Here is a 26206-nt window from a genome sequence, read left to right on the forward strand (position 1 = left end):
TAAATTACTTTTGTGCCCAAATAAATTCAACTTAAGATAATAAATAAAAATGACTGCAGACAAAATAAACACTTTCGATGTTTTAATCGAAATTCCAAGAGGAAGTAGAAATAAATATGAATACGACTTCGAAATTAAAAGAATGCGTTTTGACAGAATGTTATTTTCTTCGATGATGTATCCTGCTGATTACGGATTTATTCCTGAAACATTAGCCTTAGACGGAGATCCTCTTGATGTATTGGTTTTGATTAATGAGCCAACATTCCCGGGATGTGTGATAGAAGTAAAACCAATTGGTGTTTTCCACATGGCAGATGATAAAGGTCCGGACGAAAAAATTATTTGCGTACCTGTTTCTGATCCTATCTGGAATTCATTGAATGATTTGTCAGATGTAAACCCTCATTTGCTAAAAGAAATTGAACACTTTTTTCAGGTGTATAAAGATCTTGAAAATAAAAAGGTAGATGTTGAAGGCTGGGGTAATTTAAGCGAGGCTAAAAACATCATCAAAGAATGTACAGATCGTTTTAATGCAATTGAAAACAAACCGGAAGGATTATTTAGTATTAAATAATTTTTACCTGCATATTTTATAAAAAAAGCAATATTCCTCCGGAGTATTGCTTTTTTTGTTTAAATTCGTTCGTATACTGTTGAATATTAACCTTAAACCAAAACGAATTTATGAATGCAATTATGATTTGGGTGCCAGTTTTTATGGCATTATTAGGACTTATTTTTATGTTTGTTAAACGTGCCTGGGTACTGAAACAAGATCCCGGCGACGGCAAAATGGCTTCAATTTCTGATTATATTTATGAAGGTGCTCTGGCTTTTCTTAAAGCAGAATACCGTTTACTGGCTGTTTTTGTGTTTTTTGCCAGTATTGTTTTAGCAGGGATTACTTTTTTGCCGGGTGTTAAAACACACTTATTGATTGTAATTGCCTTTATAATTGGCGCATTTTTTTCTGCATTAGCGGGAAATATGGGTATGAAAATCGCCACTAAAACGAATGTTCGAACTACTCAGGCTGCCCGTACCAGTTTACCTCAGGCTTTAAAAGTTTCTTTTGGCGGCGGAACTGTAATGGGATTGGGTGTGGCCGGTTTAGCAGTTTTAGGATTAACTTCTTTCTTTATTTTCTTTTTTCATTTTTTTATGGACGGAACATGGACTTCTACAGAAGACATGACCATTGTTCTGGAAACTTTAGCAGGATTCTCGCTCGGAGCGGAGTCTATAGCTCTTTTTGCCCGTGTGGGTGGCGGCATTTATACTAAAGCTGCCGATGTAGGAGCCGATTTAGTTGGGAAAGTAGAAGCAGGAATTCCGGAAGATGATCCAAGAAATCCGGCTACTATTGCTGATAATGTTGGGGATAATGTTGGGGATGTTGCCGGAATGGGAGCTGATTTGTTTGGTTCTTATGTGGCAACCGTTTTGGCAGCTATGGTTTTAGGAAACTATGTTATTAAAGATATGGGTGGAAATATTCAGGATGCTTTTGGCGGAATTGGTCCTATTTTATTACCAATGTCTATTGCAGGTTTTGGAATTTTATTTTCTATTATTGGAACATTATTAGTGAAAATTTCAGATGATAATGCTAAGGAAGCTCAGGTTCAAAAAGCTTTGAATATTGGGAACTGGGTTGCCATTGTTTTAACAGCAGTGAGTTGTTTCTTTTTAGTTCAGTATATGCTGCCTCAAACCATGAAAATGGAGTTTTTTGGTGAAGGGAGTCAGGATATTTCTTCGATGCGTGTTTTTTATGCGACAATCATTGGTTTGGTTGTAGGTGGCGTAATTTCATCTGTGACAGAATATTATACAGGCCTCGGAACAAAACCAGTGATGGCAATTGTTCAGAAATCTTCAACAGGAGCAGGAACAAACGTAATTGCAGGTTTAGCTACGGGAATGATTTCTACTTTTCCTACCGTTTTATTATTTGCAGCAGCAATTTGGTCTTCTTATGCTTTGGCTGGTTTTTACGGAGTAGCTTTAGCAGCTTCGGCTATGATGGCTACAACAGCCATGCAATTAGCTATTGATGCTTTTGGTCCTATTTCAGATAATGCCGGCGGAATTGCCGAAATGAGTGAATTGCCTAAAGAAGTTCGTACCCGTACTGATATTTTAGATTCAGTAGGGAATACTACCGCAGCAACCGGTAAAGGTTTTGCTATTGCTTCAGCAGCTTTGACTTCATTAGCATTATTTGCTGCATATGTCACTTTTACAGGAATTGACGGAATTAATATTTTTAAAGCACCAGTTTTAGCCATGTTATTTGTAGGCGGAATGATTCCGGTAGTTTTTTCGGCTTTAGCAATGAATTCAGTTGGAAAAGCAGCAATGGATATGGTGTATGAAGTACGTCGCCAGTTCAAAGAAATTCCGGGGATTATGGAAGGAACGGCAAAACCCGAATATGCTAAATGTGTAGATATTTCTACCAAAGCGGCGCTTCGCGAAATGATGTTACCGGGAGTTTTGACAATCGGCTTTCCAATAGCAATTGTTATACTGGGTAAATTAGTTTATGGAAGCAATAACCAGTTAATTGCCGAAATGCTTGGAGGTTATATGGCTGGTGTAACAGTTTCCGGAGTGCTTTGGGCTGTTTTTCAAAACAATGCAGGAGGTGCGTGGGATAATGCAAAGAAATCTTTTGAAGCAGGAGTAATGATTAATGGAGAAATGACCTATAAAGGTTCTGATGCGCATAAAGCAGCAGTAACAGGCGATACTGTTGGGGATCCTTTTAAAGATACTTCCGGACCTTCAATGAATATTTTAATTAAGTTAACTTGTTTGATAGGCTTAGTTATTGCTCCCATTCTGGGAAATGGAAGCCATACCATTGCAACAACTGCTTCTTGTTGCACGACTATCGGAACTTGTACTTCTATGTCTGAAGAAGAATGCATTGCCAAAGGTTGTACCAATAAAAACTGTGAGCATCATAATCATGCTATGATAGGACATTGTGATATGTCTAAAATGGCAACAATGTCTAAAGAGGAATGTGCTAAAATGTGTGATAGTTTGCAATGCACTCCTGAACAAAAAGAAATGTGCTTATCTCATTATGATGCAAATGGAAAGTTTATTATACCTTCAGGAACTTCTAAAGGAAGTTGTTGTGCTCATAAAAAGTAAGTTTATCATATAAAAAATGCCCCGCAATTACGGGGCATTTTTTATATGAATTTAAAACAATCCGTTTAATTCGGCGTTGATGCGTTCAATGATGTTTCCTAAGTCTTCCGGATTGTCAACAAAGTTAATTTTATCGACATCAATAATTAGTAATTTTCCTTTGTTATAGGTGTGAATCCAGGCCTCGTAGCGTTCATTCAGACGGCTTAGATAATCAATCGAAATAGAGTTTTCATATTCGCGTCCTCGTTTGTGGATTTGTCCCACTAAATTTGGAATAGAACTTCTGAGGTAAATTAATAAATCAGGTGCTTTCACAGTAGATTCCATTAACTCAAAAAGAGTAGAATAATTTTGGAAATCACGGTTCGTCATTAATCCCATGGCGTAAAGATTGGGAGCAAAGATGTAAGCATCTTCATAAATGGTGCGATCCTGAATTACCTTTTTTCCACTTTCGCGAATTTGCATCACCTGACGAAAACGACTGTTGAGGAAATAAATTTGGAGGTTGAAAGACCAGCGTTCCATTTGGTGATAAAAATCATCCAGATAAGGGTTGTCTACTACATCTTCATAATGCGGTTCCCATTTAAAGTTTTTGGATAGTAAAGCGGTTAAAGTGGTTTTTCCTGATCCTATATTTCCTGCTACTGCTATGTGCATTACGGTGTTACGATTTTAGGGGTTTTTACTTATTGATTTGTAAAAATAGGTAAATTTTAAACTTTGTCACTCTTTTTTTTAAACTAAATTATTTTGATTAAAAACAGGTTTTTTATTGAAATTCAGATGTTTTTTTGAGATATACCATTCTTATATTTTACTTCATTTTTAATAAAGCATTTATAGAAAACCAGTTTAGTGTTATTTTGTTGTCTTTGTTTTCTCCATCTAAGGACCGGTAATTCAATTGAATGTCATAATCTTTGGTGATAACTGTCTGGACGATTTTTTTGTTATTATCATGAAGCAAAGTTTTGTTTTGCAGAATGAAATTATTTATTGGTAGCGGAATGATATCATTATTGATTTTTAATTCAATTCCATAATCCTTTTTACTGTAGGTAATTGAATATTTTTTTCCATTTAAATCCAAACAATTTTCACAGTTTAAATTATTGTTATTGCTTATTTCAAAAGCAAAGTCATATCCCTGAACTTTTTCAATATTCATTCCGTCAGCATTGTAATAGCTGTAATAAAAATTTTCTTTTTTATCATTTTCATTATAGTATCTCCCGCGATAAGTATAGCCCAAGGCTTCCATGATTTGAGAATCGCCTGGGTTTTTGTCTTTTTTCTTTAAATCAGCTAATTTGTTAGCGATAGGAATTAATTCTTTGATGCCGTAATTGTCGTTAATAAAGCTTACAATACTGCTTAAGTCTTTTTCTTCTTCAATAGTTAAAGTAGATTTTTGTCTCGTAATATAATTTTCAAAGCGATCTAACTGGCTTCTTTTTGAAACCGAATCAGCACTTTGCGGACCTAATATGGTTAACAGAGCAATCAGACACATGCTAATAGGTATAAATCTTATTTGAGATTTTTGATTAAAAATAAAATATACTGTTAAAATAGTCAGCCAAATCGAAAGTGCTAATACGTAATAGCGTTCATGTGTAAATCCATAAAGATTGATTCTGTACAAAATGGCCCAAAATAAAAGTCCTATCAGAGGAACTAATAAATAATAAAACCATTTGTGAAAGGTACGCATCCAAACATTTCCTTTCTCATTTGCAATAGGGTGAATTAATAATAAAGAAAGAACTCCAAAAATGGCAAAAACTAAAATCAAATTAGAAACCCATCCTACAGGCAGAGAAAATAAAGCAATAATTTTTATTTCATAAGATAATAAAATCAAGAAATAGATACTAATTAAAGGGATTAGGACAAACTGAGTGAATTTTTTTAAAGTAATCGGGTAGTTTAAGTGTAATGGTGCATTTGGGTTGTTTGTTTCTGGAATGCCGGAAAGAAAAAATACGGTATTAAAGATTCCAAAAATCACATAAAATAAATCAAGGTAAATTTCATTGTAATAATCAATATTAAATAAATGATGAGTTGCCAGTAAAGCAAATGAAAGTCCCGCATAAATAACGATACTGTATAAAGCTGAAGTCAGGATACGAAGGAAGAGTTGTTTGTTAAATTCCCAAAAAGCACCTTCATTATATTTTTTATTAATAAATGCAGCAAAAGAAACCAGTAAATGCAAAGCCAGATTGAGCGCCAGAAACTGATAGGTTTCGAATTGCTTGATACGTTCTGAAAATTGAAATACGAACACAAAAACCAAAGCCCCTGAAATTAAACTACTAATAAATCGGAGTATGCTACTTTTTTTATCATTTAGAAAGTATAAAGAAATTGATAAGAACAAAACCAGACACAGGGAGCATCCCATAATAATTTTCGTAAACAACTCTTGGGTATGTCGATTGGTTTCATTAGTAGCATCAATTGCGCAAATGGTACCGGTAATAGCAATAATAATTTCGAGTGGAAATCGTAAAAAAGTAGTATGCGTTTCTTTGATTATTTTTTGAAAAGAAGGAAATGAAGCCATAGATTATTTTTTTACTAAGTAACAAAAAATAATCCTACAAAAAAAGGCTGCCTAAAAAGGCAGCCTTAATGTAATAGTATGATAGATGTTACAATCCAAATGCTGTTTTTATCTGGTCAACATAGTCCAGTTTTTCCCATGTAAACAATTCAACAGTTACAGTTTTTTCTTCACCTCCGGGAGCTGAGAAAGTTTTTGTAACTACTTCAGGAGTACGTCCCATGTGTCCGTAAGCTGCTGTTTCGCTGTAAATAGGATTTCTTAATTTTAAACGTTGCTCGATAAAGTAAGGACGCATGTCAAAAATAGCTTCCACTTTTTTAGCAATTTCTCCATTTGTTAAATTCACTTTGGAAGTTCCGTAAGTTTCAATAAATATGCCCATTGGTTCGGCAACACCAATTGCATAAGAAACCTGTACCAGAATTTCATCAGCAACACCTGCTGCAACTAAGTTTTTAGCGATATGACGTGTCGCATAAGCTGCACTACGGTCTACCTTACTTGGGTCTTTTCCGGAGAAAGCACCACCACCATGAGCTCCTTTTCCACCGTAAGTATCAACAATGATTTTTCTTCCTGTTAATCCGGTATCTCCGTGAGGTCCTCCAATTACGAATTTTCCTGTTGGGTTAATATGGTAGTTGATTTTATCATTAAATAAGTGAGCATGTTCCGGGTTTTTAGCAATGATTCTCGGAATCAAAATCTCAACAATGTCTTTTTTGATTTTAGCAAGCATCGCAGCTTCTTCATCAAAATCATCATGTTGCGTAGAGATTACGATTGCGTCAATGCGAACAGGGATATTGTCATCACTGTATTCTAAAGTTACCTGAGATTTAGCATCCGGACGTAAATAAGTAATTTCATTATTTTCACGTCTTAAAGCAGCCAGTTCTTTTAAAAGTTTATGAGATAAATCAAGAGCCAGAGGCATGTAGTTTTCAGTTTCATTAGTAGCATAACCAAACATCATTCCCTGATCACCCGCTCCTTGCTCTTCAGGACTTTTACGGTCAACCCCCTGATTAATATCTGCTGATTGTTCGTGAATAGCCGAAAGAATACCGCATGAATTCGCTTCAAACATATATTCGCTTTTGGTATAACCAATTTTTTTGATTACATCACGGGCAATTTGCTGAACATCAAGATATGTATTTGATTTCACCTCTCCGGCAAGAATCACCTGACCAGTTGTTACTAAAGTTTCGCAGGCAACTTTTGAGTCAGCATCAAATGCCAGGAAATTATCAATTAAAGCATCTGAAATTTGATCCGCAATTTTATCCGGATGTCCTTCACTCACAGATTCTGACGTAAATAAATAGGCCATAATTATAATTTTTTATAAATTAAGCGAGGAAAAATAATTGCAAAAAGGACTAAAGGAGAGTTTCTGCTTTAGCATTTTTTTCTACTGAAAATTTTTCAGTACTCATAATGAATTCGTTTCATTATGAAGAGGTTGCAATCAGTTCAAATTTTTCCTCTTGTATTTTGAGGTGCAAAGGTATGAAACCATTTTTGAAATGTAAATTAATCTTAGCTAATTTTTTAAAGAAAAAAAGCAGGCTTGAAAAATGTTAATTTATTTAAAAATAATAGGATTTTGAAAAAATACTTACGTAAATTTGATTCAGAAATTTAAAAAAAAATGAAAATATCAAAAGCAATGATGTGTACCATGAAACAGAATATATTCTGCGGGTTCACTATTGCTTAAATTTAAAATATAGATTTAGCAAAGCCTCCCGGGAAACCTGGAGGCTTTTTTTTTACTAATTAATCATAAACAAAATAGACATGAGTACCTTAAAATTTGAAACTAATGCTTTACATGCAGGACATGATGTAACAAAACACGCCGGAACAAGAGCTGTTCCTATTTATCAGACTTCTTCTTATGTGTTTAATAATTCAGAACATGCGGCTAATTTATTTGGTCTGGCAGAACCGGGTTATATTTACACAAGATTGAACAATCCTACTAATGATATTTTAGAACAGCGTCTGGCTGCTTTAGAAGGTGGAATTGCAGCAGTAGTTACTGCTTCAGGAACAGCAGCGATCTTTACAGCGTTGTTAGCCATACTTAAAACCGGAGATCATATTGTGGCTTCCAGCAGTTTGTACGGAGGAACTTTTAATTTATTTAGTTCAACTTTACCTCGTTTGGGAATTACAACCACTTTTGTAGATCCTTCAGATGCGGCTAATTTTGCTAAAGCCGCTACAGCAAATACAAAATTGTTTTTTGTGGAAAGTTTAGGAAATCCAAAATTAGATGTGTTGGATTTAAAAGCAATCTCGGCAGAAGCAAAAAAAATAAAAGTGCCTTTTATTGTTGATAATACGGTGGCTTCGCCGGCTTTATTGCGACCAATTGAGCATGGGGCAGATATTGTTATTCATTCTTTGACAAAATATATTGCCGGAAACGGAACTTCATTAGGAGGTGCTATTGTTGATGCGGGAACATTTGACTGGAGCAGTGGTCGTTTTCCTGAATTTACAGAGCCTAATGCTGGTTATCACGGATTAGTTTATCACGAAGCATTAGGAGCTGCAGCTTTTATTGCTAAAGTCAGAATTGAAGGTTTGCGTGATTACGGAGCAGCTTTGAGCCCGTTTAATGCGTTTCAGATTATTCAGGGATTAGAAACTTTATCAGTACGTATCCGGAAACACAGTCAGAATGCGCTGGAACTGGCACAATGGTTAGAATCTCAGGATCAGGTAGCCTGGGTAAATTATCCAGGATTGAAATCCAGCAGGTATTATGATTTAGCACAACAATATTTGCCAAAAGGGCAAAGCGGATTATTGACTTTTGGATTGAAAGGTGGTTTTGATGCCGCTAAAAAAGTAGCCGATGAAACAAAATTGTTTTCATTGCTGGCCAATATAGGTGACACCAAATCATTGGTTATTCATCCGGCAAGCACTACACATCAGCAATTGTCAGAAGAGCAACAATTAACTTCAGGAGTTTCTCAAGATTTAATTCGATTGTCAGTAGGTCTTGAAGATATCGATGATTTAAAAGCTGATTTAAAAGCTGTTTTTGATACTTTATAATTAATATTAATTTAAAATAGAATTAATATCTAATTGTGTTTTCGGTTATATCTTTGAAATAACAAATCAAAAGAGTGGAATAGAGTTAATTTTTAAATTTTCTGGAGTAAAAAAGCTCTTGTTTGGTTTGTATTTTTGGTTGACAATAGTAAATTGTCGTTAAAAAACATAAAGAACTGTTAATTAGTTATTCTAACAGAAAAAATCTTTAAAAAAATACGGGTTGTAAAGAATAATTTATATCTTTGTGACTCTAAATAAAAAGACAAAATGAATTTTATTATTTGTATAAAATCGATGGTTCAGACTAAGGAAATCTGCAGGAGTGCGATAGCTTAATTTATTTATTCAAATAAGATTAAAATATATAGCAAAAGCCTCCTGAAAAATCGGGAGGCTTTTTTGTTAAAAAGACAAATAATTAAAATTCAAAAAAAGAATAATAGATGATTATTATTAACATTAAACAGCAAAAACAGTTTACAGTCTCTATGCTTTGCGCAAAGATGCTGGTCTGTTGATATCCAAAAGAATCGTTTATAGTATATAAACCCTTTTGGTATAATAATCCAAAAGGGTTTTTTATTTAGGAATATATTTAAATCACAAACAACAATAGTCAATAATTAATTAAATTTAAACATCATGAACACAAGAAGATTAATCACTAGAGCATTAGACTTTATCAGGGAGATAAGGACTAATAACAATGAAGAAAAAGAAAATAGAATAGAATTAACAAATAATAGATTTGGTATTAATGCGGATGCTGATTTTAAAGAACAAAAAAAGGCATCTGATTCTTTAACGTTTTTGATGTATTCTAAAGAAAATGAAACACTTTTTATCTAAGCATAGCATTGTAAATATAGGTTTCAAACGCAGGTGATTTCTGAATTTTGTGTTCAGTAATGGCTTGCGTTTGTTTGTTTTGTTACAGCTGTTTTAAAAGTAAATCAGCAAAATTTGTTTGTTTGAAAAAATAGTAGTTACTTTGTGTCCTGAAAGTTCATAAACGTATTGAAATGTTATAAAGAAAGCTCGAGGGAATAGACCCAATGAAAGCTTAGCAACCCTTTGCAAACGAAGAAGGTGCTACATTCTATCCGCATAGCGGAAAAGATAACGACAATAAAGTTTACTTCTGACTTTCTTTCTAATGTTTCCATCATCAATCCTTTTAAAGATTTGAAATTGGAAAATAAACCATTACATCTTATTATATCTGATTTTGTCACCGAGAATGGTGCAAAATACCCCTCTCTGAATCTTTCGTACCAGGTTTTTGGTGCGCCTTTGCATACAGCACCTGTTATTTTGATTAATCATGCCCTGACCGGAAATTCACAAGTTGTTGGAGAAGCAGGCTGGTGGAACGATTTGGTTGGAATTGACAAAACTATTGATATCAGAAAATATACTATAATTGCTTTTGATGTGCCTGGAAATGGATTCAATTCTATTATAATTGAAAATTATCAGGATTTTATTGCCAGAGATATTGCCCGTATTTTTATTGAAGGGCTTCGCATTTTAAAAATTGATAATTTGTTTGCACTTATAGGCGGTTCTGTAGGAGGCGGAATTGCCTGGGAAATTTTGGCATTGGAACCTAAATTGGCACAGAATTTTATTCCTATTGCCACCGATTGGAAATCGACTGACTGGTTGATTGCTAATTGTTATTTACAGGAAAAAATTCTTAATAATTCTAAAAAACCAATTGAAGACGCCCGCATTCATGCGATGTTATGTTACAGAACGCCAGAGTCTTTTAAAGAAAAGTTTAATAGAAATACCACTGAAAAACTGGAAACTTTCCAGGTAGAAAGCTGGTTAAATTATCACGGTGAAAAATTAGAAAAACGATTTCAGCTTTCCGCTTATAAAATGATGAATCAATTGTTGAAAACTATTGATATTACCCGTAACCGTGGATCTTTAGAAGATGTTATTTCAAAAGTGGAAGCTAATATATATATTGTAGGCATTAATTCGGATTTGTTTTTTACGGCAAAAGAGAATAGGGAAACCTACAATGAGATTAAAAAATTTAAAAATAATGTATTCTACAGCGAGATTGATTCTCAACACGGGCACGATGCCTTTTTAATGGAATACGAACAATTAGACAATTTATTAGAGGTTGTTTTCAAAAATAAAAAACAGATGAAAGTAGTAAAGTTCGGCGGTAAATCTTTAGCCAATGGCGAAGGTATCAATAAAGTTTTGGATATTATTGTTGATAAAATAAAGCAGGAAGAAAAAATTGCAATTGTAGTTTCTGCAAGAGGAAATGCAACGGATGAGTTGGATGATATTCTGTTGATTGCTGCCAAAAACGGAAATTACAAGCCTTTGCTGGAAAGCTTTAAAAGTTATCAGAAAGACGGATTTGAGGCTGTTGATTTTTCTCATGAGTTTGCTAAGTTGGATAATCTGTTTGAAGGAGTAAGTCTGATTGGTGATTTTAGTGCTAAAATCCGTGACCAGATATTAGCTCAGGGCGAATTACTTTCGGCTAAATTGTTAGTGTTTTTACTGAAGCAAAAAGGAATTTCTGCAAAATTAGCCGATACAAGAGAATTAATTATAACCGATTCGAATTTTGGGGATGCTCAGCCTTTAGATGCTGTTTCTAAGAAAAATGTTATTCAGTTTTTCAAAGAAAATAAAGATACTGTTTTAGTAATTACCGGTTTTATAGGTTCGAATTCCAAAAATGAAACGACTACTTTAGGCAGAAACGGAAGCAATTATACGGCTTCTTTGATTGCGAATTACATCAATGCCGAAGAGTTACAAAATTATACTCATGTTGACGGAATATATACTGCCAATCCTGAGATGGTTCCGGATGCTAAAAAAATCGAGCATTTATCGTATAATGAAGCCAATGAGATGGCTAATTTTGGTGCTACCATTTTACATGCCAAAACGATTATTCCATTATTAGAAAAAAATATTCCGTTGCGAATTTTAAATACTTTTAATAATGAAAATAAAGGAACACTTATAACCTCAAAGTCAAATCAGGAAGGGATTAAGACACTTTCTGTTTTAGAGAATGTCGCTTTGGTAAACTTAGAAGGACGTGGATTATTAGGAAAAACAGGTGTTGATGCCCGTATTTTTAAAGTAATGGGAGATAATAATATCAGTGTGAGTATTATTTCTCAGGGTTCTTCCGAAAGAGGAATCGGTCTGGTTGTAAATTCCGGAGAAGCTACTAAAGCAATGATTGAATTAGAAAAAGAGTTTGAAAATGATTTCTACTCTAAGGATGTCAATAAAATTTCGGTAACGGATGATGTTTCTGTGATTTCAATCATTGGACAGGATTTGAGTACGTTTCATAAACCTTATACGGCTTTGATTCGTAATAAAATTGTACCTATTTTATTCAACAATACTGTTACGGGTAAAAATGTGAGTTTAGTAGTTAAAAAATCTGAGCTGAATAAAGCACTAAATGTTATTCACGGAGAGATTTTTGGGGTAGCTAAAAAAATCAATATTGCCGTTTTTGGTCATGGATTAGTCGGTGGAACGCTCATTAATCAAATTTTAGAATCAGCGGTTGCTATTGAGAACCGAAAAGACATCAAACTGAATGTTTTTGCTATTGCAAATTCTAAAAGTGTTTTATTAAACAAAGATGGTGTAACACCAAATTGGATCAATGAAATACAAACCAACGGTTTCTCTTATACAATAAATGATGTTATTACTTATGCCAATGAGCACCATTTAGAGAATTTAATTGCGGTTGATAATACAGCAAGTGCTGCATTTGTGGAAAATTATATTCCATTAGTGGAAAACGGATTCGATTTAGTTTCTTCTAATAAAGTCGCTAATACACTGAGTTACGGTTTTTATAAAGAATTACGAAAAGTGTTAGTTGATAATCAAAAGAATTATTTGTATGAAACAAATGTTGGTGCAGGATTACCATTAATTGATACGATTAAATTATTGCATCTTTCAGGTGAAAACATCACGAAGATCAAAGGTGTTTTCTCCGGAACGTTAAGTTATTTGTTTAATAATTTTTCGGCTAAAGATGTTCCGTTTAGCGATATTTTGAAAGAAGCAATTGATAACGGATATACCGAACCGGATCCAAGAGAAGATTTATGCGGAAATGATGTAGGTAGAAAATTATTGATTTTAGCACGCGAATTAGATTTGCAAAATGAATTTGATGAGGTTGCTATTCAGAACCTGATTCCGGAACATTTACGGGAAGGGAATGTAGCTGATTTTCTAACCAAACTAAAAGAGTTTGATCCAATTTATAATACAATAAAAGAAAATCAAAAGCCTAATCACGTGTTGCGTTATATAGGAGAATTGTCCGGAGATTTGCAAAATGACAAAGGAATATTAGAAGTTAAATTAGTTTCTGTTCCTTCTGATACGGCTTTAGGGGGATTGAAAGGTTCGGATTCATTTTTCGAGATTTATACAGAATCTTACGGAGACAGACCAATCGTAATTCAAGGAGCTGGAGCTGGTTCGGCAGTAACGGCGAGAGGTGTTTTTGGAGATATTTTAAGATTGTCTGACAAAGGATAAGATTTTAGCAAATGATATTTATAACACAATTTATATACGTATTTGAAGGAAAGGAAGAAGTTTTTCACCAGTTTGAAGCTATAGCCATTCCAACAATTTTGAAGTATAACGGACAATTATTGCTTCGGGTTAGACCTGATGAGAAAAGTTATATTGAAGGTAATATTGAAAAACCGTATGAAATTCATTTGGTGGAATTTGCTTCTGAAGAAGATTTTGAGAATTTTAAGCAGGATGAAGAGCGAAAAAAGTTTCTTCATTTGAAAGAACAGTCTATAAAATCGGTTTTGTCCATAAAAGGAACTTAACTTTGATGATAAAAGGTAAAAAATAAAAACAGCACAATGAAAATAACATTAGACAGAGTAAACGAAAACTTCCACTTTCAATTGAAAAATGAACGTGGACATATAGTAAATGTAGATGCACGCCCGGATTTTGGAGGAAATGATATGGGACCAAGTCCTATGGAATTGGTATTGATGGGAGTGGCAGGATGTAGCGGAATTGATATGATTTCGATTCTGAAAAAGCAACGTCAGGAAATTACTTCTTTCAAAGCTGAGGTTGAAGGAGAGCGCGTTCAGGTAGGAGAAGCAAAACCATTCAAAGATATTTATGTAGTTTTTTCTTTGGAAGGAAATATTAAAGAAGACAAAGCGGTTAAAGCAGCGCAATTGTCATTCGAAAAATATTGCTCGGTTTCTAAAACAGTAGAACCTACCGCAACTATTCATTATAAAGTGATTTTGAACGGAGTAGAATTAGCGAAATAGTCTTTGGCTATTAGTAAGTAGTTTTTTTAAAGAGATTAAAAATAATTAGTTTTGATTTTAAATTGTATCGTCATTTCGATAAACTTTAAACTTTAAACTTTAAACTAAAATAGAATGGATGAACAAGAATTTGGTTTTGAAACTCAAGCCATAAGAACACATATAGATAAAACACAGTATCAGGAACATTCAACGCCTTTGTTTTTGTCTTCAAGTTTTGTATTTGAAGATGCTGAGGATATGAGAGCTTCTTTTACTGAGGAAAAAGTGCGTAATATTTACAGTCGTTTCAGCAATCCAAACACAACGGAGTTTGTAGATAAGGTTTGTGCTATGGAAGGCGCCGAGGCTGGTTATGCTTTTGCAACCGGAATGGCAGCTATTTATTCAACTTTTGCAGCTTTGTTGAGTTCTGGTGATCATATTGTTTCGGCGGGAAGTGTTTTTGGTTCTACGCATGCATTGTTCATGACGTATTTTCCAAAATGGAATATCACCACTTCTTATTTTGATATCAATCAGCCGGAAACAATCGAGAGTTTTATTCAGCCAAACACTAAGATTTTATATGCTGAGACACCAACAAATCCTGGTGTGGATGTGGTTGATTTAGAATTGTTAGGGCAAATTGCTAAAAAACACAATCTGATTTTAATTATTGACAACTGTTTTGCAACACCATACATTCAACAACCTATTAAGTACGGAGCACATATTGTGATTCATTCGGCTACCAAATTAATGGATGGTCAAGGACGTGTTTTGGGTGGAGTTGCTGTTGGTAACGCCGATTTGATTCGTCAGATTTACCTTTTTTCCCGAAATACAGGTCCTGCAATGTCGCCATTTAATGCCTGGGTATTGTCGAAGAGTTTAGAAACCTTGTCGCTTCGTGTGGACAGACATTGCGAAAATGCAATGAAAGTGGCCGAGTTTTTGGAAAGTCACCCGAATGTAAACAGCGTGAAATATCCGTTTTTGAAATCGCATCCTAAATATGAAGTGGCTAAAAAACAAATGCTTTTAGGCGGAAATATTATTGCTTTTGAAATTAAAGGTGGTATTGAGGCTGGAAGAGCGTTTTTGGACAAAATAAAATTATGTTCGCTTTCAGCAAATATTGGAGATGCTAAAACAATTGTTACACATCCTGCTTCAACAACACATAGTAAATTGTCAACGGAAGAAAAATTAGCTGTTGGAATTACGGAAGGGTTGGTACGTGTTTCTGTTGGTTTAGAAACGGTAAAAGATGTTATTGCCGATTTAGAGCAGGCCTTATCTTAAAAAACAAACTTGTAAGGCTCTAAAGTCTTACATGTTTTTTTATTCATATATTTTCATCATATTTGAATAACTATTTTGATGTGATGGAAATAAAAAATATAGTTTGGAGTTTTATTCTTCTTTTTTCTGTACTCGGTTGTGAGACTAAAAAAGAGGAATTTGAATTAGAAAAAACTGTTTTTACTCAAATATTACCAAGTTTAGTGGATTCCATTTGTGTGGATAGTAGATTGGTACAGCCGCCACCAATGTTAGGTGAATATGTTACAGATAAAAATGGACATGTTTTTGTAGATTCAACCAAATCAACAAATGAACAAAAAGTCAGATATGCAAAATGGGAAAAATTAAAATTAAAAGCGCAACAAGATACATCTAGTGTTTTTATCGCATTTGACCCATTGTTAAAAAAGGCTGTTTATCATTTAAATAAAAAATTGCTAAAAAAATATCCAATTTCTGATTTCTCTCTTAAAGGAAAAGATACAATTGATAGTTTTGTTTTAGACTTTGATAGAATTAGATTAAACAGTAGGTTTAAATTAAAAAATATTTCAGAATTTCTGAATACGGATAAACATAATTATCTTCTTTTTGAATATAAGTATGATTTTATCTTTTCTGGTATACTTTATGTTTCGCGTATTCAATTTGATAAAGAAAGAAAAAAAGGAGTCTTAGAAGCCAGTTTTGATTATTGCGGTCGTTGTGGTCGAGGTTATTATATTTATATAAAGAACGTAAACGGTATTTGGATAATTGAAAAGTTAGAAAACACTTGGGTTTCGTAAAAATCTGACTTTAAAATAAAAAAATAATAATATATAATGCTTTCAAAAAAAACAAAATACGGAATTAAAGCTTTGACTTTTTTGGCGCGCCAGGAAGATCAGACGCCGGTTGCTATTGCAGATATTGCAAAGTCTGAAAATATTTCGATTAAGTTTTTGGAAAGTATTCTGTTGTTATTGCGTCATTCAGGATTTTTAGGAGCTAAAAAAGGAAAAGGCGGCGGTTATTATTTAATTAAAGAACCAAAGGATATTAATATGGCAAAAGTGTATCGTATCCTTGAAGGACCTATTGCTTTGTTGCCTTGTGCCAGTCATAATTTCTATGAGCCTTGTGATGATTGCACCGATGAAGCTAGTTGTGCGGTTAGAAAACTGATGACAGAAGTACGTGATAATACCCTGATGATTTTGGAAAATAATACGCTGGCTGATATCGCTTTTTAAACAAGTTATTCTGCCATAAAAAAAGCCCTTTCATTAAAAAAGTAATGAAAGGGCTTTTCTGTAAATTGATTTTCCTATTTAGAAAATTAATTTGTATCCTGCAAAAAACAACATGATGGCTATGGCGTTTCTTAGGTATAAGTCAGGGATTTTTCCGCTTAACATACTTCCTACAAAAATTCCCGGAAGCGATCCCATTAATAATTGTCCTAGTAATAAATAATCCATATTTCCCATTGAGGCGTGTCCTATACCTGCAACAAGAGTTAAAGGTACGGCATGAGCAATCTCGGTACCAACTAATTTTGGAGTTGGTAAAAGCGGATACAGGAAAAATAAAGTTACCGTCCCTAATGCTCCGGCTCCTATAGAGGTTAATGTTACTGTTGCACCCAGCATGATTCCAATGGCAATAGTTAATATATTTTGCGTTTTGCTCTCATGATGAAACTTATCTCCGGCATGTTTTTTTGAAAATTTAGCAATTTTTGTTTTGAATAAAATAGCTACTGACGTAAATAGCAGCGCCCATCCTAAACTGTATTTGATAACCTGGTTTATCGTTGTTACATCTGTTTTTATATTGTCTAATACCCATAAAGTTAAAAGAGCTGCGGGAATACTTCCTAAAGATAAAAATCCGGTTATTTTCCAGTTGATGTTCTTTTTTTTATTGTGTACAAATACACCGGCCATTTTAGTATATGCTGCATATAATAAGTCGGTTCCAACGGCGGTTGTTGGAGGGATTCCGAACCATAGTAAGATAGGAGTCATCAGAGAGCCTCCGCCTACACCAGTGAGTCCAACAACAAAACCCACGACCAAACCAGCAATAACTAAACCTATTTGAAAATCCATAAATTAAATTTTTTGACAAAAATACAATTATTTTATAATAATCCTATAGGCGAAGTAGAGTTTGTAAAAATATTTTAGAATCGAACCAATTAATATCTAAAATTCCCATTTTTATAAGCTGTGTAAAGTAATAAAAGTCAAAAATAGTATTGTTTAGATGTGCTGAAGATTTAATGTGTTGATACCTATTGAGTTTCAATATTAAAAAAACTGTGATATTGTTTTGTAATTTCGAAATAAGTAGTACTTTTGCGGAGTAATCTACTAAACCGATAGGGTAATAGATTTGGATTAAAATAAAAATAAAATGAGTACAGCTATAGTTCAGGCATTGTTAGAAAAAACCAAAGATTTCTCTATAGAGGAAACTTTTACTTTTTTGGCTAATGAATATAAAGATCAGGTGGTTTTTTCAACTTCTTTTGGTCAGGAAGATCAGGTGATAACCGCAATAATTGCAAAAAGTCAGGCTCCGATAACTATTTTTACTCTTGATACCGGTCGTCTTTTTCAGGAAACCTATGATGTTTTTCACAGAACACAAAAAAAATACAAATTACCTATTAAAGTGTATTTTCCGGAAGCCAAGGCGGTAGAGGAATTGTTAGAGAAAAAAGGGCCTAATAGTTTTTTTGAGTCTGTTGAAAACAGAAAAGAATGTTGTTTTATCCGTAAAGTAGTGCCGTTGAAAAAAGCATTAGCCGGAAATAAAATCTGGATAACGGGTTTAAGAGCAGAGCAGTCAGAAAACAGAAGCGATTTGCATTTGTTTGAATATGATGCTAATTTTGACCTCGTAAAATTCAATCCATTATTAAAATGGACATTAGAGGAAGTTCAAAAATACATTGATGATAATAATGTTCCACAAAACAGTCTGCACAAAAAAGGTTTTATAAGTATTGGTTGTGCTCCTTGTACACGTGCTGTAGCGCCGGGTGAAGATATAAGAGCGGGAAGATGGTATTGGGAACAAAGTCATAAAGAGTGTGGTTTACACGGAAAATAATAAAGAGAAAAGATAATAGAATAAAGAGAATAGATTTTAGAATGCAGAGAATTTTATAATCATTAAATCTTTCAATTTTTAAATTAAAAAAATGAGTTCAGTTTTAAAAACAAATGCTTTAGAGAGCGAAGCGATTTACATATTCAGAGAAGTCATTTCTCAATTTGAAAAGCCAGTACTGCTTTTTTCCGGAGGGAAAGATTCCATTACATTAGTGAGATTAGCGCAAAAAGCTTTTTTTCCGGCTAAAATTCCTTTTCCGTTATTACATGTTGATACAGGACATAACTTTCCGGAAACTATTGCATTTAGAGATAAATTAGTAGAGGAACTGGGATTGGAATTAATCGTTCGAAATGTTCAGGATGCTATTGATGAAGGAAAAGTAGTTGAAGAAACCGGAAAATATTCCAGTAGAAACAGTTTGCAGACTACAACACTTTTAGATGCTATTGAAGAGTTTAAATTTGATGCTTGTATTGGTGGAGCGCGTCGTGATGAAGAAAAAGCCAGAGCGAAAGAACGTATTTTCTCTGTTCGTGATGATTTTGGTCAGTGGGATGAAAAAAATCAGCGTCCTGAATTGTTTGATTTGTTAAACGGAAAAATTGAAAATGGGCAAAATGTACGTGTGTTCCCTATTTCAAACTGGACAGAACTTGATGTCTGGAGTTATATTGAGCAAGAGCAAATTGAGATTCCATCCATTTATTTTTCACACAAACGTAAAGTGTTTATAAGAGACGGAATGATTTGGTCACATTCTCCATTTGTTTATCAGGATGAGGATGAGGTTGTTGAAGAGAGAATTGTTCGTTTTAGAACTGTTGGAGATATGAGTTGTACCGCTGCGGTGGATTCTTACGCTGCCACAATTTCTGAAGTTGTTGGTGAAATCAGAGCTTCTACTATTTCAGAACGTGGAGCACGTATTGACGACAAACGTTCTGAAGCTGCAATGGAAAAAAGAAAACAACAAGGATACTTTTAAAATAGTAATTGAAAGATTTAAGGATTTAAAAATTAAAAGATTTAAGGAAAGGAGTTTTTAGAACTTGAAACTTTAAACCTGAAACAAAAAATATAAAATGGAAGTTTTAAAAATAGCAACGGCAGGAAGTGTAGATGACGGAAAGAGTACATTAATCGGGAGATTATTATACGATACACAATCTTTAACTACCGATAAATTAGAAGCAATTGAAAAAAGCAGTAAACAAAAAGGCTATGATTATTTAGACTTTTCATTGGCTACTGATGGATTAGTTGCTGAAAGAGAACAAGGAATTACTATTGATGTAGCCCATATTTATTTTTCTACTGCTAAGAAGAGTTATATTATCGCCGATACTCCTGGACACGTAGAATACACTCGTAACATGGTTACAGGCGCTTCAACTTCTCAGGTGTCTATCATTTTGATTGATGCCCGTAAAGGAGTAATTGAGCAAACGTACCGTCACTTTTTTATCAATAATTTATTGAGAGTAAAAGATGTTATAGTTGCTGTAAACAAAATGGATTTAGTGGATTATTCTGAGGAAGTATTCAATAAAATCAAAGCTGATTTCCAGGCATTGAATGAAAAAAGCGATTATAAAGAGCAAAATGTAAGTTATATTCCTTTAAGTGCATTAACAGGTGATAATGTTGTGGATTCATTAGGGAAAATGCCTTGGTATACCGGACAAACAATCTTACAGCATTTAGAAGCTTTAGAATCAAAAGATATTTACGATACGGGTAAAACACGTTTCCCGGTTCAGACAGTTATTCGTCCTAAAACGGAAGAGTACCATGATTTTAGAGGTTATGCCGGAAAATTATACGGAAACAATATCAAAGTGGGAGATGCTGTAACAGTATTACCATCTTTAACTGAATCTAAAGTATCTAACATTCGTTTCTTTGATCAGCAATTTGACGAAGCAGTTGCAGGTTCTTCAATCACTATTGAGTTAGAAAATGACATCAATGTGACCAGAGGAGATATGATTGTAAAATCAGATGAGTTGCCAAAGATAGAAAAAGACATTACAACAACGGTTTGTTGGATGGACAGCAAAAAATTAGTTCCTGGAACTAAATATCTGATTCAACACAATACGAACAGAGTTTTAGCAAAAGTGGATAGTATTAATAATATAATTGCTACTGATTATTCAGGTACTACTCCGGCTTCTCAATTAGCTATCAACGAAATTGGTGAAGTAACTATTAAATTAAGTAAAGCTTTATATTTTGATACTTACGAAGAGAATAAGTCAAATGGAGCGTTTATTTTGATTGATCCTAATACTAATACAACTGCAGGAGTAGGGTTTATTAGATAATTTTAGCCTTAAAAACAACAACCATTCTTCAAGCTGATGGCAGCGGTGAATGGTAAAAGTAAAAGAAATGGAAAGTTTTAGAACAGAAATAGAAAATCCGATAGTTCAACAGGAAATTATCGATTTAGAAAAAAAGATACATGCATTCCGTGGCGGAAAAATTGATGACGAGCGTTTTCGTAGTCTTCGTTTAGCTCGCGGTATTTACGGGCAACGTCAGGAAGGGGTGCAAATGATTCGTATTAAATTGCCTTACGGAAAAGTAACGAGCGAGCAATTAAGAAGAATTACTGATGTTTCAGAAAAATATTCTACAGGTCGTTTACACATAACTACGCGTCAAGATATTCAAATTCACTACGTGAGTTTGGATAGAACTCCTGAGCTTTGGGCAGATTTGGCTAAAGACGATATTACATTAAGAGAAGCTTGTGGAAACACCGTTCGTAATATTACAGGAAGTGAATTAGCAGGTGTGGATGTGGATGAACCATTTGATGTAACCCCTTATGCTCACGCTTTATTCCAATATTTATTGCGTAACCCTATATGTCAGGAAATGGGACGTAAATTCAAAATTTCGTTCTCATCTTCTGAGAAGGATACAGCTTTGAGTTATTTACACGATTTAGGATTTATTCCTAGAATTGTTGATGGACAAAAAGGATTCAAAATCATGTTAGGTGGTGGTTTAGGTTCACAACCTTCTCACGCCGAATTGCTTTCTGAATTTGTGCCTGTAAACCAAATTATCCCAACTGCCGAAGGTGTAATTCGTATTTTTGACCGTTATGGAGAAAGAGCAAAACGTCTAAAAGCACGTTTGAAATTCTTAATCAAAGATTTAGGTCGTGATGAATTCTTGCGTTTGGTTGAAGAAGAGAAAAAAGCGTTACCATTTCATTCTTATGAAATAGATACTACAGCTTTTGAAGGACCTATTACGGAACCTGTATTAGAAGTGCCAACAGTTACTATTGAAGATGTAGCTGCTTTTGAAGCTTGGAAAAAATCAAATGTTATTGCGCAAAAACAAGCGGGTTATGTGGCTATTGGTGTAAAAGTGCTTTTAGGAGATTTTTATATTGACAAAGCAAGATTATTAGCTGATTTGATCAAAAACTACGGAGCTAATGAATTGCGTTTTTCATTACGTCAAAACATTGTAATCCGTAATATTAAAGAGGAAAACTTACCGTTCTTCTATCAGGAATTAGCCAAATTAGATATGGTTAATTTAGGATACAACACAATTGGTGATATCACAGCTTGTCCTGGAACTGATACTTGTAATTTAGGGATTGCAAGTAGTACTGGTATTGCTGATGAATTAGAAAGAGTGTTGAAAACAGAATACCCACAATATCTTAATAACACCGAAATTGCTATTAAAATTAGTGGCTGTATGAATGCTTGTGGACAACACAACATGGCTGAAATTGGTTTCCAGGGAATGTCTATCAATGCAGGGAAACTAGTAGCACCAGCTTTACAAGTATTATTAGGTGGTGGAAATTTAACAAACGGAAACGGTCGTTTTGCTGATAAGGTAATCAAAATTCCTAGCCGTCGTGGACCGGAAGCCTTACGTTTAATCTTAAATGATTTTGAAGCAAATGCTAATGGAGCGAAGTTTCTTGATTATTATGATGCTAAAGGTGAAAAGTATTTCTACGAATTCTTAAAACCATTAGCAGATGTAACCAATCTTACCGAAGAAGATTTTGTGGATTGGGGTAATGCTGACAATTATGTGAAAGCAGTTGGTGTTGGAGAATGTGCCGGTGTAGTGATCGACTTAGTAGCGACTTTGTTATTTGAAGCTAAAGAAAAAATCGATTCTGCTAATGCAGCCTTGAGTGAAAATAAATGGTCAGATGCTATTTACTTAGCTTATGCCGGATTTGTAAATGGAGCTAAAGCATTATTGTTAGCTGAAAAACAAAAAACAAATACACACGCTGGAATCGTTGATTCATTTGACACTGTTTTTGTTGATGCAAATAAAATTGAATTGGGATCTTCTTTCAAAGATTTAGTGTACCAAATCAATAAAAATGAACCGACAGAGGCTTTTGCGAAACAATACATTCAGGAATCGATTACGTTTTTTGAAAAATTAGAAGCATACAGAGCAGCAGATTTAGCAAAAGCATAATCAAAATATCATGAGCAAGAAAGATGCAACAGAGAGTGGTTTACAATCAGCAGCACAAGAGCGTAATGAATTGTATCCGGTATTTTTAAAATTACACAACCTTAGCGTACTTATTGTTGGTGGAGGAAATGTAGGTTTAGAAAAACTGTCTTTCTTGCTTAAGTCTAGTCCTAATGCAAATGTCGAAGTGGTTGCTCCCCGTTTTTTACCTGAATTAGTTAGTCTTGCCGAAGCACATGCTTCCGTAAAACTGACTCAGAAAAGATTCAGGAAAAAAATGCTCAAAAAGCGCCACATGGTCATTGCCTGTACTGATGATTTAAAAGTAAATAAACGGGTGTATGAGTTATCGCGAAAAAGATATTTGATTTGCAATATCGCTGATACACCGGATTTATGTGATTATTATTTAGGTGGAATTGTAACCAAAGGCAATGTGAAAATTGCTATTTCTACCAATGGAAAGTCACCTACAACAGCAAAACGCTTGAGAGAGTTTTTTGAGGAAGTGATTCCGGAGGATATTAATAAAATGGTACAAAACTTAAATGAGTATCGCAAAACTTTAAAAGGAGATTTTGAAGATAAGGTTCAAAAAATGAATGAGATTACTCAATCATTAAAAAAATAAATAGTAAAGTGTAATTTGTAAAAAAACGAATGGTATAAATCAGCTGATAGATTTGATTTTTTTTTCGTTTCTTTGCAGCTATTAAGAATGATTATAAATAAATAGAAAATGATTGAAACAGATATCCTTATAATAGGAGCCGGTCCAACTGGTTTATTTGCCGTTTTTGAAGCAGGATTGTTAAAATTAAAATGCCACATCTTAGATGCATTGCCACAACCAGGTGGGCAATTGGCTGAATTGTATCCTAAAAAACCAATCTATGATATCCCGGGTTTTCCAGAAGTATTAGCTGGAGATTTAGTGGATAATCTGATGGAACAAATCAAGCAGTTTGAACCAGGTTTTACTTTGGGAGAACGCGCTGAAACAATCGAAAAACAAGAAGACGGTACTTTTATCGTAACTTCTAATGAAGGAACAGAATTTCATGCTAAAGTAATTGCTATTGCAGGTGGTTTAGGAAGTTTTGAACCAAGAAAACCATTAATTGACGGAATCAATTTTTACGAAGATAAAGGAGTAAAATACTTTATTAAAAACCCGGAAGAATTCAGAAACAAACGTGTAGTTATCGCCGGAGGAGGAGATTCTGCTTTAGACTGGAGTATTTTCTTAGCTGATGTTGCTTCAGAAGTAACTTTGGTTCACCGTCGTAATGAATTCCGTGGTGCTTTAGATTCTGTTGAAAAAGTACAGGAATTAAAAGATGCCGGAAAAATCCGTATGATCACTCCTGCTGAGGTAGTGGGAATCAACGGAGCGGAGCACGTAGAATCTATCGATTTAGATGAAAACGGAGCGCACCGTAAAATTGATTGCGATTATTTTATTCCACTTTTCGGATTAACGCCTAAATTAGGACCTATCGGAAATTGGGGATTAGAAATCGAGAAAAACGCGATTAAAGTAAATAATGCTTTGGATTACCAAACTAATATTCCCGGAATCTTCGCTATCGGAGATATCAATACGTACCCGGGGAAATTAAAGTTAATCCTTTGTGGTTTCCACGAAGCTACTTTAATGTGTCAGGCGGCCTACCAAATCATTAATCCAGGAAAACGTTATGTATTGAAATACACAACTGTATCAGGAGTGGATGGATTTGACGGAACTCGTAAAGAAGCACCTAAAGCAGTCGTAAAAGCGATTAACTAAAATAAAGTTACTAAGATACTGAGGTTCTGAGTTGCTAAGTTTTTTTAGTAACTCAGAACCTTTTTAGTTTCTAAATGACTTAGAATCTTAGGGTCTAAGCAACTAAGTGACCTGAAAAAAAACACTTGCAAGTGGTAACGCTATTGCTTTACTTTGCATTTCCAAATTTGAAAAATAATTTGGAGCGAAACAATTGGAATTTCAGTGATTAAGTTTTTTTTAATAAGCCACAATTGGTTACTAATTTATACATAAATAAAAGAAAAAGTCGAGCTTACAGGCGTAATAGCCAAAAGCTTAAGGCTAATAGCTAAAAGCAAAAAAATATGCCAAGCATTCAGGAAGAAATCAAAAAAAGAATACTCGTTTTAGACGGAGCCATGGGAACCATGTTGCAGCGTTATAATTTTTCGGAAGAAGATTTTAGAGGCGAACGCTTCAAAGATTTTCCGCATTCCTTAAAAGGAAACAACGATTTATTATCGCTTACACAACCTAAAGCTATTGCTGAGGTGCATGCTGCTTATTTTGAAGCAGGAGCTGATATCGTGGAAACCAATACGTTCTCAGGCACAACAATCGGTATGGCCGATTATCATATGGAAGACTTGGTGTATGAGTTGAACTACGAGTCGGCTAAAATTGCGCGTCAGGTAGCCGATGAATTTACGGCTAAAAATCCAGAGAAACCTCGTTTTGTTGCGGGTTCAATTGGACCAACAAACCGTACGGCAAGTATGTCTCCAGATGTGAATGACCCAGGATACAGAGCGGTAACTTTTGATGATTTACGCATTGCTTACAAACAGCAGGTAGAGGCGCTGATGGATGGAGGAAGTGATTTATTATTGGTTGAAACCATTTTTGATACATTAAATGCAAAAGCAGCACTTTTTGCCATCGAAGAAGTAAAAGAAGAAAGAGGAATTGATATTCCAATCATGGTTTCAGGAACCATTACTGATGCTTCCGGAAGAACACTTTCAGGGCAAACGGTAGAGGCTTTCTTGATTTCGGTTTCACACATTCCGTTGTTAAGTGTTGGTTTCAACTGTGCTTTGGGTGCCGATTTGTTAAAACCGTATTTGCAAACCCTGTCTTCGCATACGTCCTTTAACGTTTCAGCGCATCCTAATGCCGGATTGCCAAATGCCTTTGGAGAATATGACGAAACACCAGAGCAGATGCAGGCTTTTATTAAAGAATATTTAGATGATAATTTGGTAAATATCATTGGTGGTTGTTGTGGTACTACACCTGATCATATCCGTTTGATTGCAGAAGCTGCGGCACAATACAAGCCAAGAGTATCGACTGCGAGTTTGTAAATTA

21 protein-coding genes and 1 riboswitch are annotated in these 26206 nt (G+C 34.4%); of the genes, 17 read left to right on the plus strand and 4 right to left on the minus strand.

The features are described 5' to 3' along the window. The first annotated feature begins 49 nt into the window (after positions 1-49). Both ABS764_RS10720 and ABS764_RS10725 read left to right on the plus strand, forming a co-directional pair. Entirely contained in the window at positions 50-580 is a 531-nt protein-coding gene (locus tag ABS764_RS10720) for an inorganic diphosphatase (RefSeq protein WP_408081792.1), read from the plus strand. 110 nt (positions 581-690) lie between these two features. Next, positions 691-3174 (plus strand): sodium-translocating pyrophosphatase, encoded by a 2484-nt coding sequence (locus ABS764_RS10725; RefSeq protein WP_408081793.1) that lies wholly within the window; start codon positions 691-693, stop codon positions 3172-3174. Positions 3175-3225: 51 nt separating this feature from the next. Here the strand turns inward: ABS764_RS10725 and ABS764_RS10730 are convergent, their stop codons facing one another. The 3 genes from ABS764_RS10730 to metK all read right to left on the minus strand — a co-directional run bounded on the left by ABS764_RS10730 (position 3226) and on the right by metK (position 7094). Beyond that, positions 3226-3840 (minus strand): deoxynucleoside kinase, encoded by a 615-nt coding sequence (locus tag ABS764_RS10730; protein ID WP_408081794.1) that lies wholly within the window; start codon positions 3838-3840, stop codon positions 3226-3228. Between the two features lie 157 nt (positions 3841-3997). Next, positions 3998-5755 (minus strand): DUF4153 domain-containing protein, encoded by a 1758-nt coding sequence (locus ABS764_RS10735; protein WP_408081795.1) that lies wholly within the window; start codon positions 5753-5755, stop codon positions 3998-4000. 88 nt (positions 5756-5843) lie between these two features. After that, the gene (gene metK / locus ABS764_RS10740; protein WP_408081796.1) at positions 5844-7094 is read right to left on the minus strand and encodes a methionine adenosyltransferase; all 1251 of its coding nucleotides are present in this window, start codon (positions 7092-7094) and stop codon (positions 5844-5846) included. A 470-nt stretch (positions 7095-7564) separates the two neighbouring features. Between metK and ABS764_RS10745 the strand changes: the two genes are divergently transcribed. The 8 genes from ABS764_RS10745 to ABS764_RS10780 all read left to right on the plus strand — a co-directional run bounded on the left by ABS764_RS10745 (position 7565) and on the right by ABS764_RS10780 (position 16721). Beyond that, a complete protein-coding gene (locus ABS764_RS10745) occupies positions 7565-8839 on the plus strand; it encodes an O-acetylhomoserine aminocarboxypropyltransferase/cysteine synthase family protein (RefSeq protein ID WP_408081797.1) in 1275 nt (424 codons plus the stop codon). Positions 8840-9484: 645 nt separating this feature from the next. Further along, on the plus strand, positions 9485-9691 hold the full coding sequence (locus tag ABS764_RS10750; protein WP_408081798.1) for a hypothetical protein: 207 nt from the start codon (positions 9485-9487) through the stop codon (positions 9689-9691). Between the two features lie 173 nt (positions 9692-9864). Further along, positions 9865-9968, plus strand: a riboswitch (SAM riboswitch). 65 nt (positions 9969-10033) lie between these two features. Next, positions 10034-13420, plus strand: coding sequence for a bifunctional aspartate kinase/homoserine dehydrogenase I (thrA, locus tag ABS764_RS10755; protein WP_408081853.1), 3387 nt, complete (start codon positions 10034-10036; stop codon positions 13418-13420). A gap of 11 nt (positions 13421-13431) precedes the next feature. Then, the gene (locus tag ABS764_RS10760) at positions 13432-13728 is read left to right on the plus strand and encodes a hypothetical protein (RefSeq protein WP_408081799.1); all 297 of its coding nucleotides are present in this window, start codon (positions 13432-13434) and stop codon (positions 13726-13728) included. Between the two features lie 36 nt (positions 13729-13764). After that, complete coding sequence (locus ABS764_RS10765) at positions 13765-14196, plus strand: OsmC family protein (RefSeq protein ID WP_408081800.1); 432 nt, start codon at positions 13765-13767, stop codon at positions 14194-14196. Positions 14197-14310: 114 nt separating this feature from the next. Then, the gene (locus ABS764_RS10770) at positions 14311-15483 is read left to right on the plus strand and encodes a trans-sulfuration enzyme family protein (RefSeq protein ID WP_408081801.1); all 1173 of its coding nucleotides are present in this window, start codon (positions 14311-14313) and stop codon (positions 15481-15483) included. 83 nt (positions 15484-15566) lie between these two features. Beyond that, the gene (locus ABS764_RS10775; protein ID WP_408081802.1) at positions 15567-16274 is read left to right on the plus strand and encodes a hypothetical protein; all 708 of its coding nucleotides are present in this window, start codon (positions 15567-15569) and stop codon (positions 16272-16274) included. Between the two features lie 36 nt (positions 16275-16310). After that, entirely contained in the window at positions 16311-16721 is a 411-nt protein-coding gene (locus ABS764_RS10780) for an RrF2 family transcriptional regulator (RefSeq protein ID WP_408081803.1), read from the plus strand. Between the two features lie 78 nt (positions 16722-16799). On the opposite strand, the gene ABS764_RS10785 is transcribed toward ABS764_RS10780, so the two are convergent. Further along, on the minus strand, positions 16800-17582 hold the full coding sequence (locus tag ABS764_RS10785; protein WP_408081804.1) for a sulfite exporter TauE/SafE family protein: 783 nt from the start codon (positions 17580-17582) through the stop codon (positions 16800-16802). Positions 17583-17889: 307 nt separating this feature from the next. On the opposite strand from ABS764_RS10785, the gene ABS764_RS10790 reads away from it, so the two are divergent. The 7 genes from ABS764_RS10790 (at position 17890) to ABS764_RS10820 (ending at position 26202) form a co-directional block, all read left to right on the plus strand. Continuing rightward, on the plus strand, positions 17890-18591 hold the full coding sequence (locus ABS764_RS10790; protein WP_408081805.1) for a phosphoadenylyl-sulfate reductase: 702 nt from the start codon (positions 17890-17892) through the stop codon (positions 18589-18591). A gap of 91 nt (positions 18592-18682) precedes the next feature. Beyond that, positions 18683-19582 carry a sulfate adenylyltransferase subunit CysD gene (gene cysD, locus ABS764_RS10795; protein ID WP_408081806.1) on the plus strand — a complete coding sequence of 300 codons (900 nt, stop codon included), beginning with the start codon at positions 18683-18685 and terminating at the stop codon, positions 19580-19582. 97 nt (positions 19583-19679) lie between these two features. After that, on the plus strand, positions 19680-20924 hold the full coding sequence (locus ABS764_RS10800; RefSeq protein ID WP_408081807.1) for a sulfate adenylyltransferase subunit 1: 1245 nt from the start codon (positions 19680-19682) through the stop codon (positions 20922-20924). A gap of 67 nt (positions 20925-20991) precedes the next feature. Beyond that, positions 20992-23082 (plus strand): nitrite reductase, encoded by a 2091-nt coding sequence (locus ABS764_RS10805; RefSeq protein ID WP_408081808.1) that lies wholly within the window; start codon positions 20992-20994, stop codon positions 23080-23082. A gap of 10 nt (positions 23083-23092) precedes the next feature. Further along, on the plus strand, positions 23093-23713 hold the full coding sequence (locus tag ABS764_RS10810; RefSeq protein ID WP_408081809.1) for a precorrin-2 dehydrogenase/sirohydrochlorin ferrochelatase family protein: 621 nt from the start codon (positions 23093-23095) through the stop codon (positions 23711-23713). 108 nt (positions 23714-23821) lie between these two features. Then, positions 23822-24874 (plus strand): NAD(P)/FAD-dependent oxidoreductase, encoded by a 1053-nt coding sequence (locus ABS764_RS10815; RefSeq protein WP_408081810.1) that lies wholly within the window; start codon positions 23822-23824, stop codon positions 24872-24874. A gap of 326 nt (positions 24875-25200) precedes the next feature. Next, positions 25201-26202, plus strand: a complete 1002-nt coding sequence (locus ABS764_RS10820; RefSeq protein ID WP_408081811.1) for a homocysteine S-methyltransferase family protein — start codon at positions 25201-25203, stop codon at positions 26200-26202. Positions 26203-26206: the final 4 nt, after the last annotated feature.

Source organism: Flavobacterium plantiphilum, from assembly GCF_046000495.1.
GTDB classification, from domain to species: Bacteria; Bacteroidota; Bacteroidia; order Flavobacteriales; family Flavobacteriaceae; genus Flavobacterium; species Flavobacterium plantiphilum.

Excerpts from the sequence above, each read along its gene's own strand:
- ABS764_RS10720 (WP_408081792.1), top strand. The coding sequence starts at position 50 with ATGACTGCAGACAAAATAAACACTTTCGATGTTTTAATCGAAATTCCA.
- ABS764_RS10725 (WP_408081793.1), top strand. The coding sequence starts at position 691 with ATGAATGCAATTATGATTTGGGTGCCAGTTTTTATGGCATTATTAGGA.
- ABS764_RS10730 (WP_408081794.1), bottom strand. The coding sequence starts at position 3,840 with ATGCACATAGCAGTAGCAGGAAATATAGGATCAGGAAAAACCACTTTA.
- ABS764_RS10735 (WP_408081795.1), bottom strand. The coding sequence starts at position 5,755 with ATGGCTTCATTTCCTTCTTTTCAAAAAATAATCAAAGAAACGCATACT.
- metK (WP_408081796.1), bottom strand. The coding sequence starts at position 7,094 with ATGGCCTATTTATTTACGTCAGAATCTGTGAGTGAAGGACATCCGGAT.
- ABS764_RS10745 (WP_408081797.1), top strand. The coding sequence starts at position 7,565 with ATGAGTACCTTAAAATTTGAAACTAATGCTTTACATGCAGGACATGAT.
- ABS764_RS10750 (WP_408081798.1), top strand. The coding sequence starts at position 9,485 with ATGAACACAAGAAGATTAATCACTAGAGCATTAGACTTTATCAGGGAG.
- ABS764_RS10760 (WP_408081799.1), top strand. The coding sequence starts at position 13,432 with ATGATATTTATAACACAATTTATATACGTATTTGAAGGAAAGGAAGAA.
- ABS764_RS10765 (WP_408081800.1), top strand. The coding sequence starts at position 13,765 with ATGAAAATAACATTAGACAGAGTAAACGAAAACTTCCACTTTCAATTG.
- ABS764_RS10770 (WP_408081801.1), top strand. The coding sequence starts at position 14,311 with ATGGATGAACAAGAATTTGGTTTTGAAACTCAAGCCATAAGAACACAT.
- ABS764_RS10775 (WP_408081802.1), top strand. The coding sequence starts at position 15,567 with ATGGAAATAAAAAATATAGTTTGGAGTTTTATTCTTCTTTTTTCTGTA.
- ABS764_RS10780 (WP_408081803.1), top strand. The coding sequence starts at position 16,311 with ATGCTTTCAAAAAAAACAAAATACGGAATTAAAGCTTTGACTTTTTTG.
- ABS764_RS10785 (WP_408081804.1), bottom strand. The coding sequence starts at position 17,582 with ATGGATTTTCAAATAGGTTTAGTTATTGCTGGTTTGGTCGTGGGTTTT.
- ABS764_RS10790 (WP_408081805.1), top strand. The coding sequence starts at position 17,890 with ATGAGTACAGCTATAGTTCAGGCATTGTTAGAAAAAACCAAAGATTTC.
- cysD (WP_408081806.1), top strand. The coding sequence starts at position 18,683 with ATGAGTTCAGTTTTAAAAACAAATGCTTTAGAGAGCGAAGCGATTTAC.
- ABS764_RS10800 (WP_408081807.1), top strand. The coding sequence starts at position 19,680 with ATGGAAGTTTTAAAAATAGCAACGGCAGGAAGTGTAGATGACGGAAAG.
- ABS764_RS10805 (WP_408081808.1), top strand. The coding sequence starts at position 20,992 with ATGGAAAGTTTTAGAACAGAAATAGAAAATCCGATAGTTCAACAGGAA.
- ABS764_RS10810 (WP_408081809.1), top strand. The coding sequence starts at position 23,093 with ATGAGCAAGAAAGATGCAACAGAGAGTGGTTTACAATCAGCAGCACAA.
- ABS764_RS10815 (WP_408081810.1), top strand. The coding sequence starts at position 23,822 with ATGATTGAAACAGATATCCTTATAATAGGAGCCGGTCCAACTGGTTTA.
- ABS764_RS10820 (WP_408081811.1), top strand. The coding sequence starts at position 25,201 with ATGCCAAGCATTCAGGAAGAAATCAAAAAAAGAATACTCGTTTTAGAC.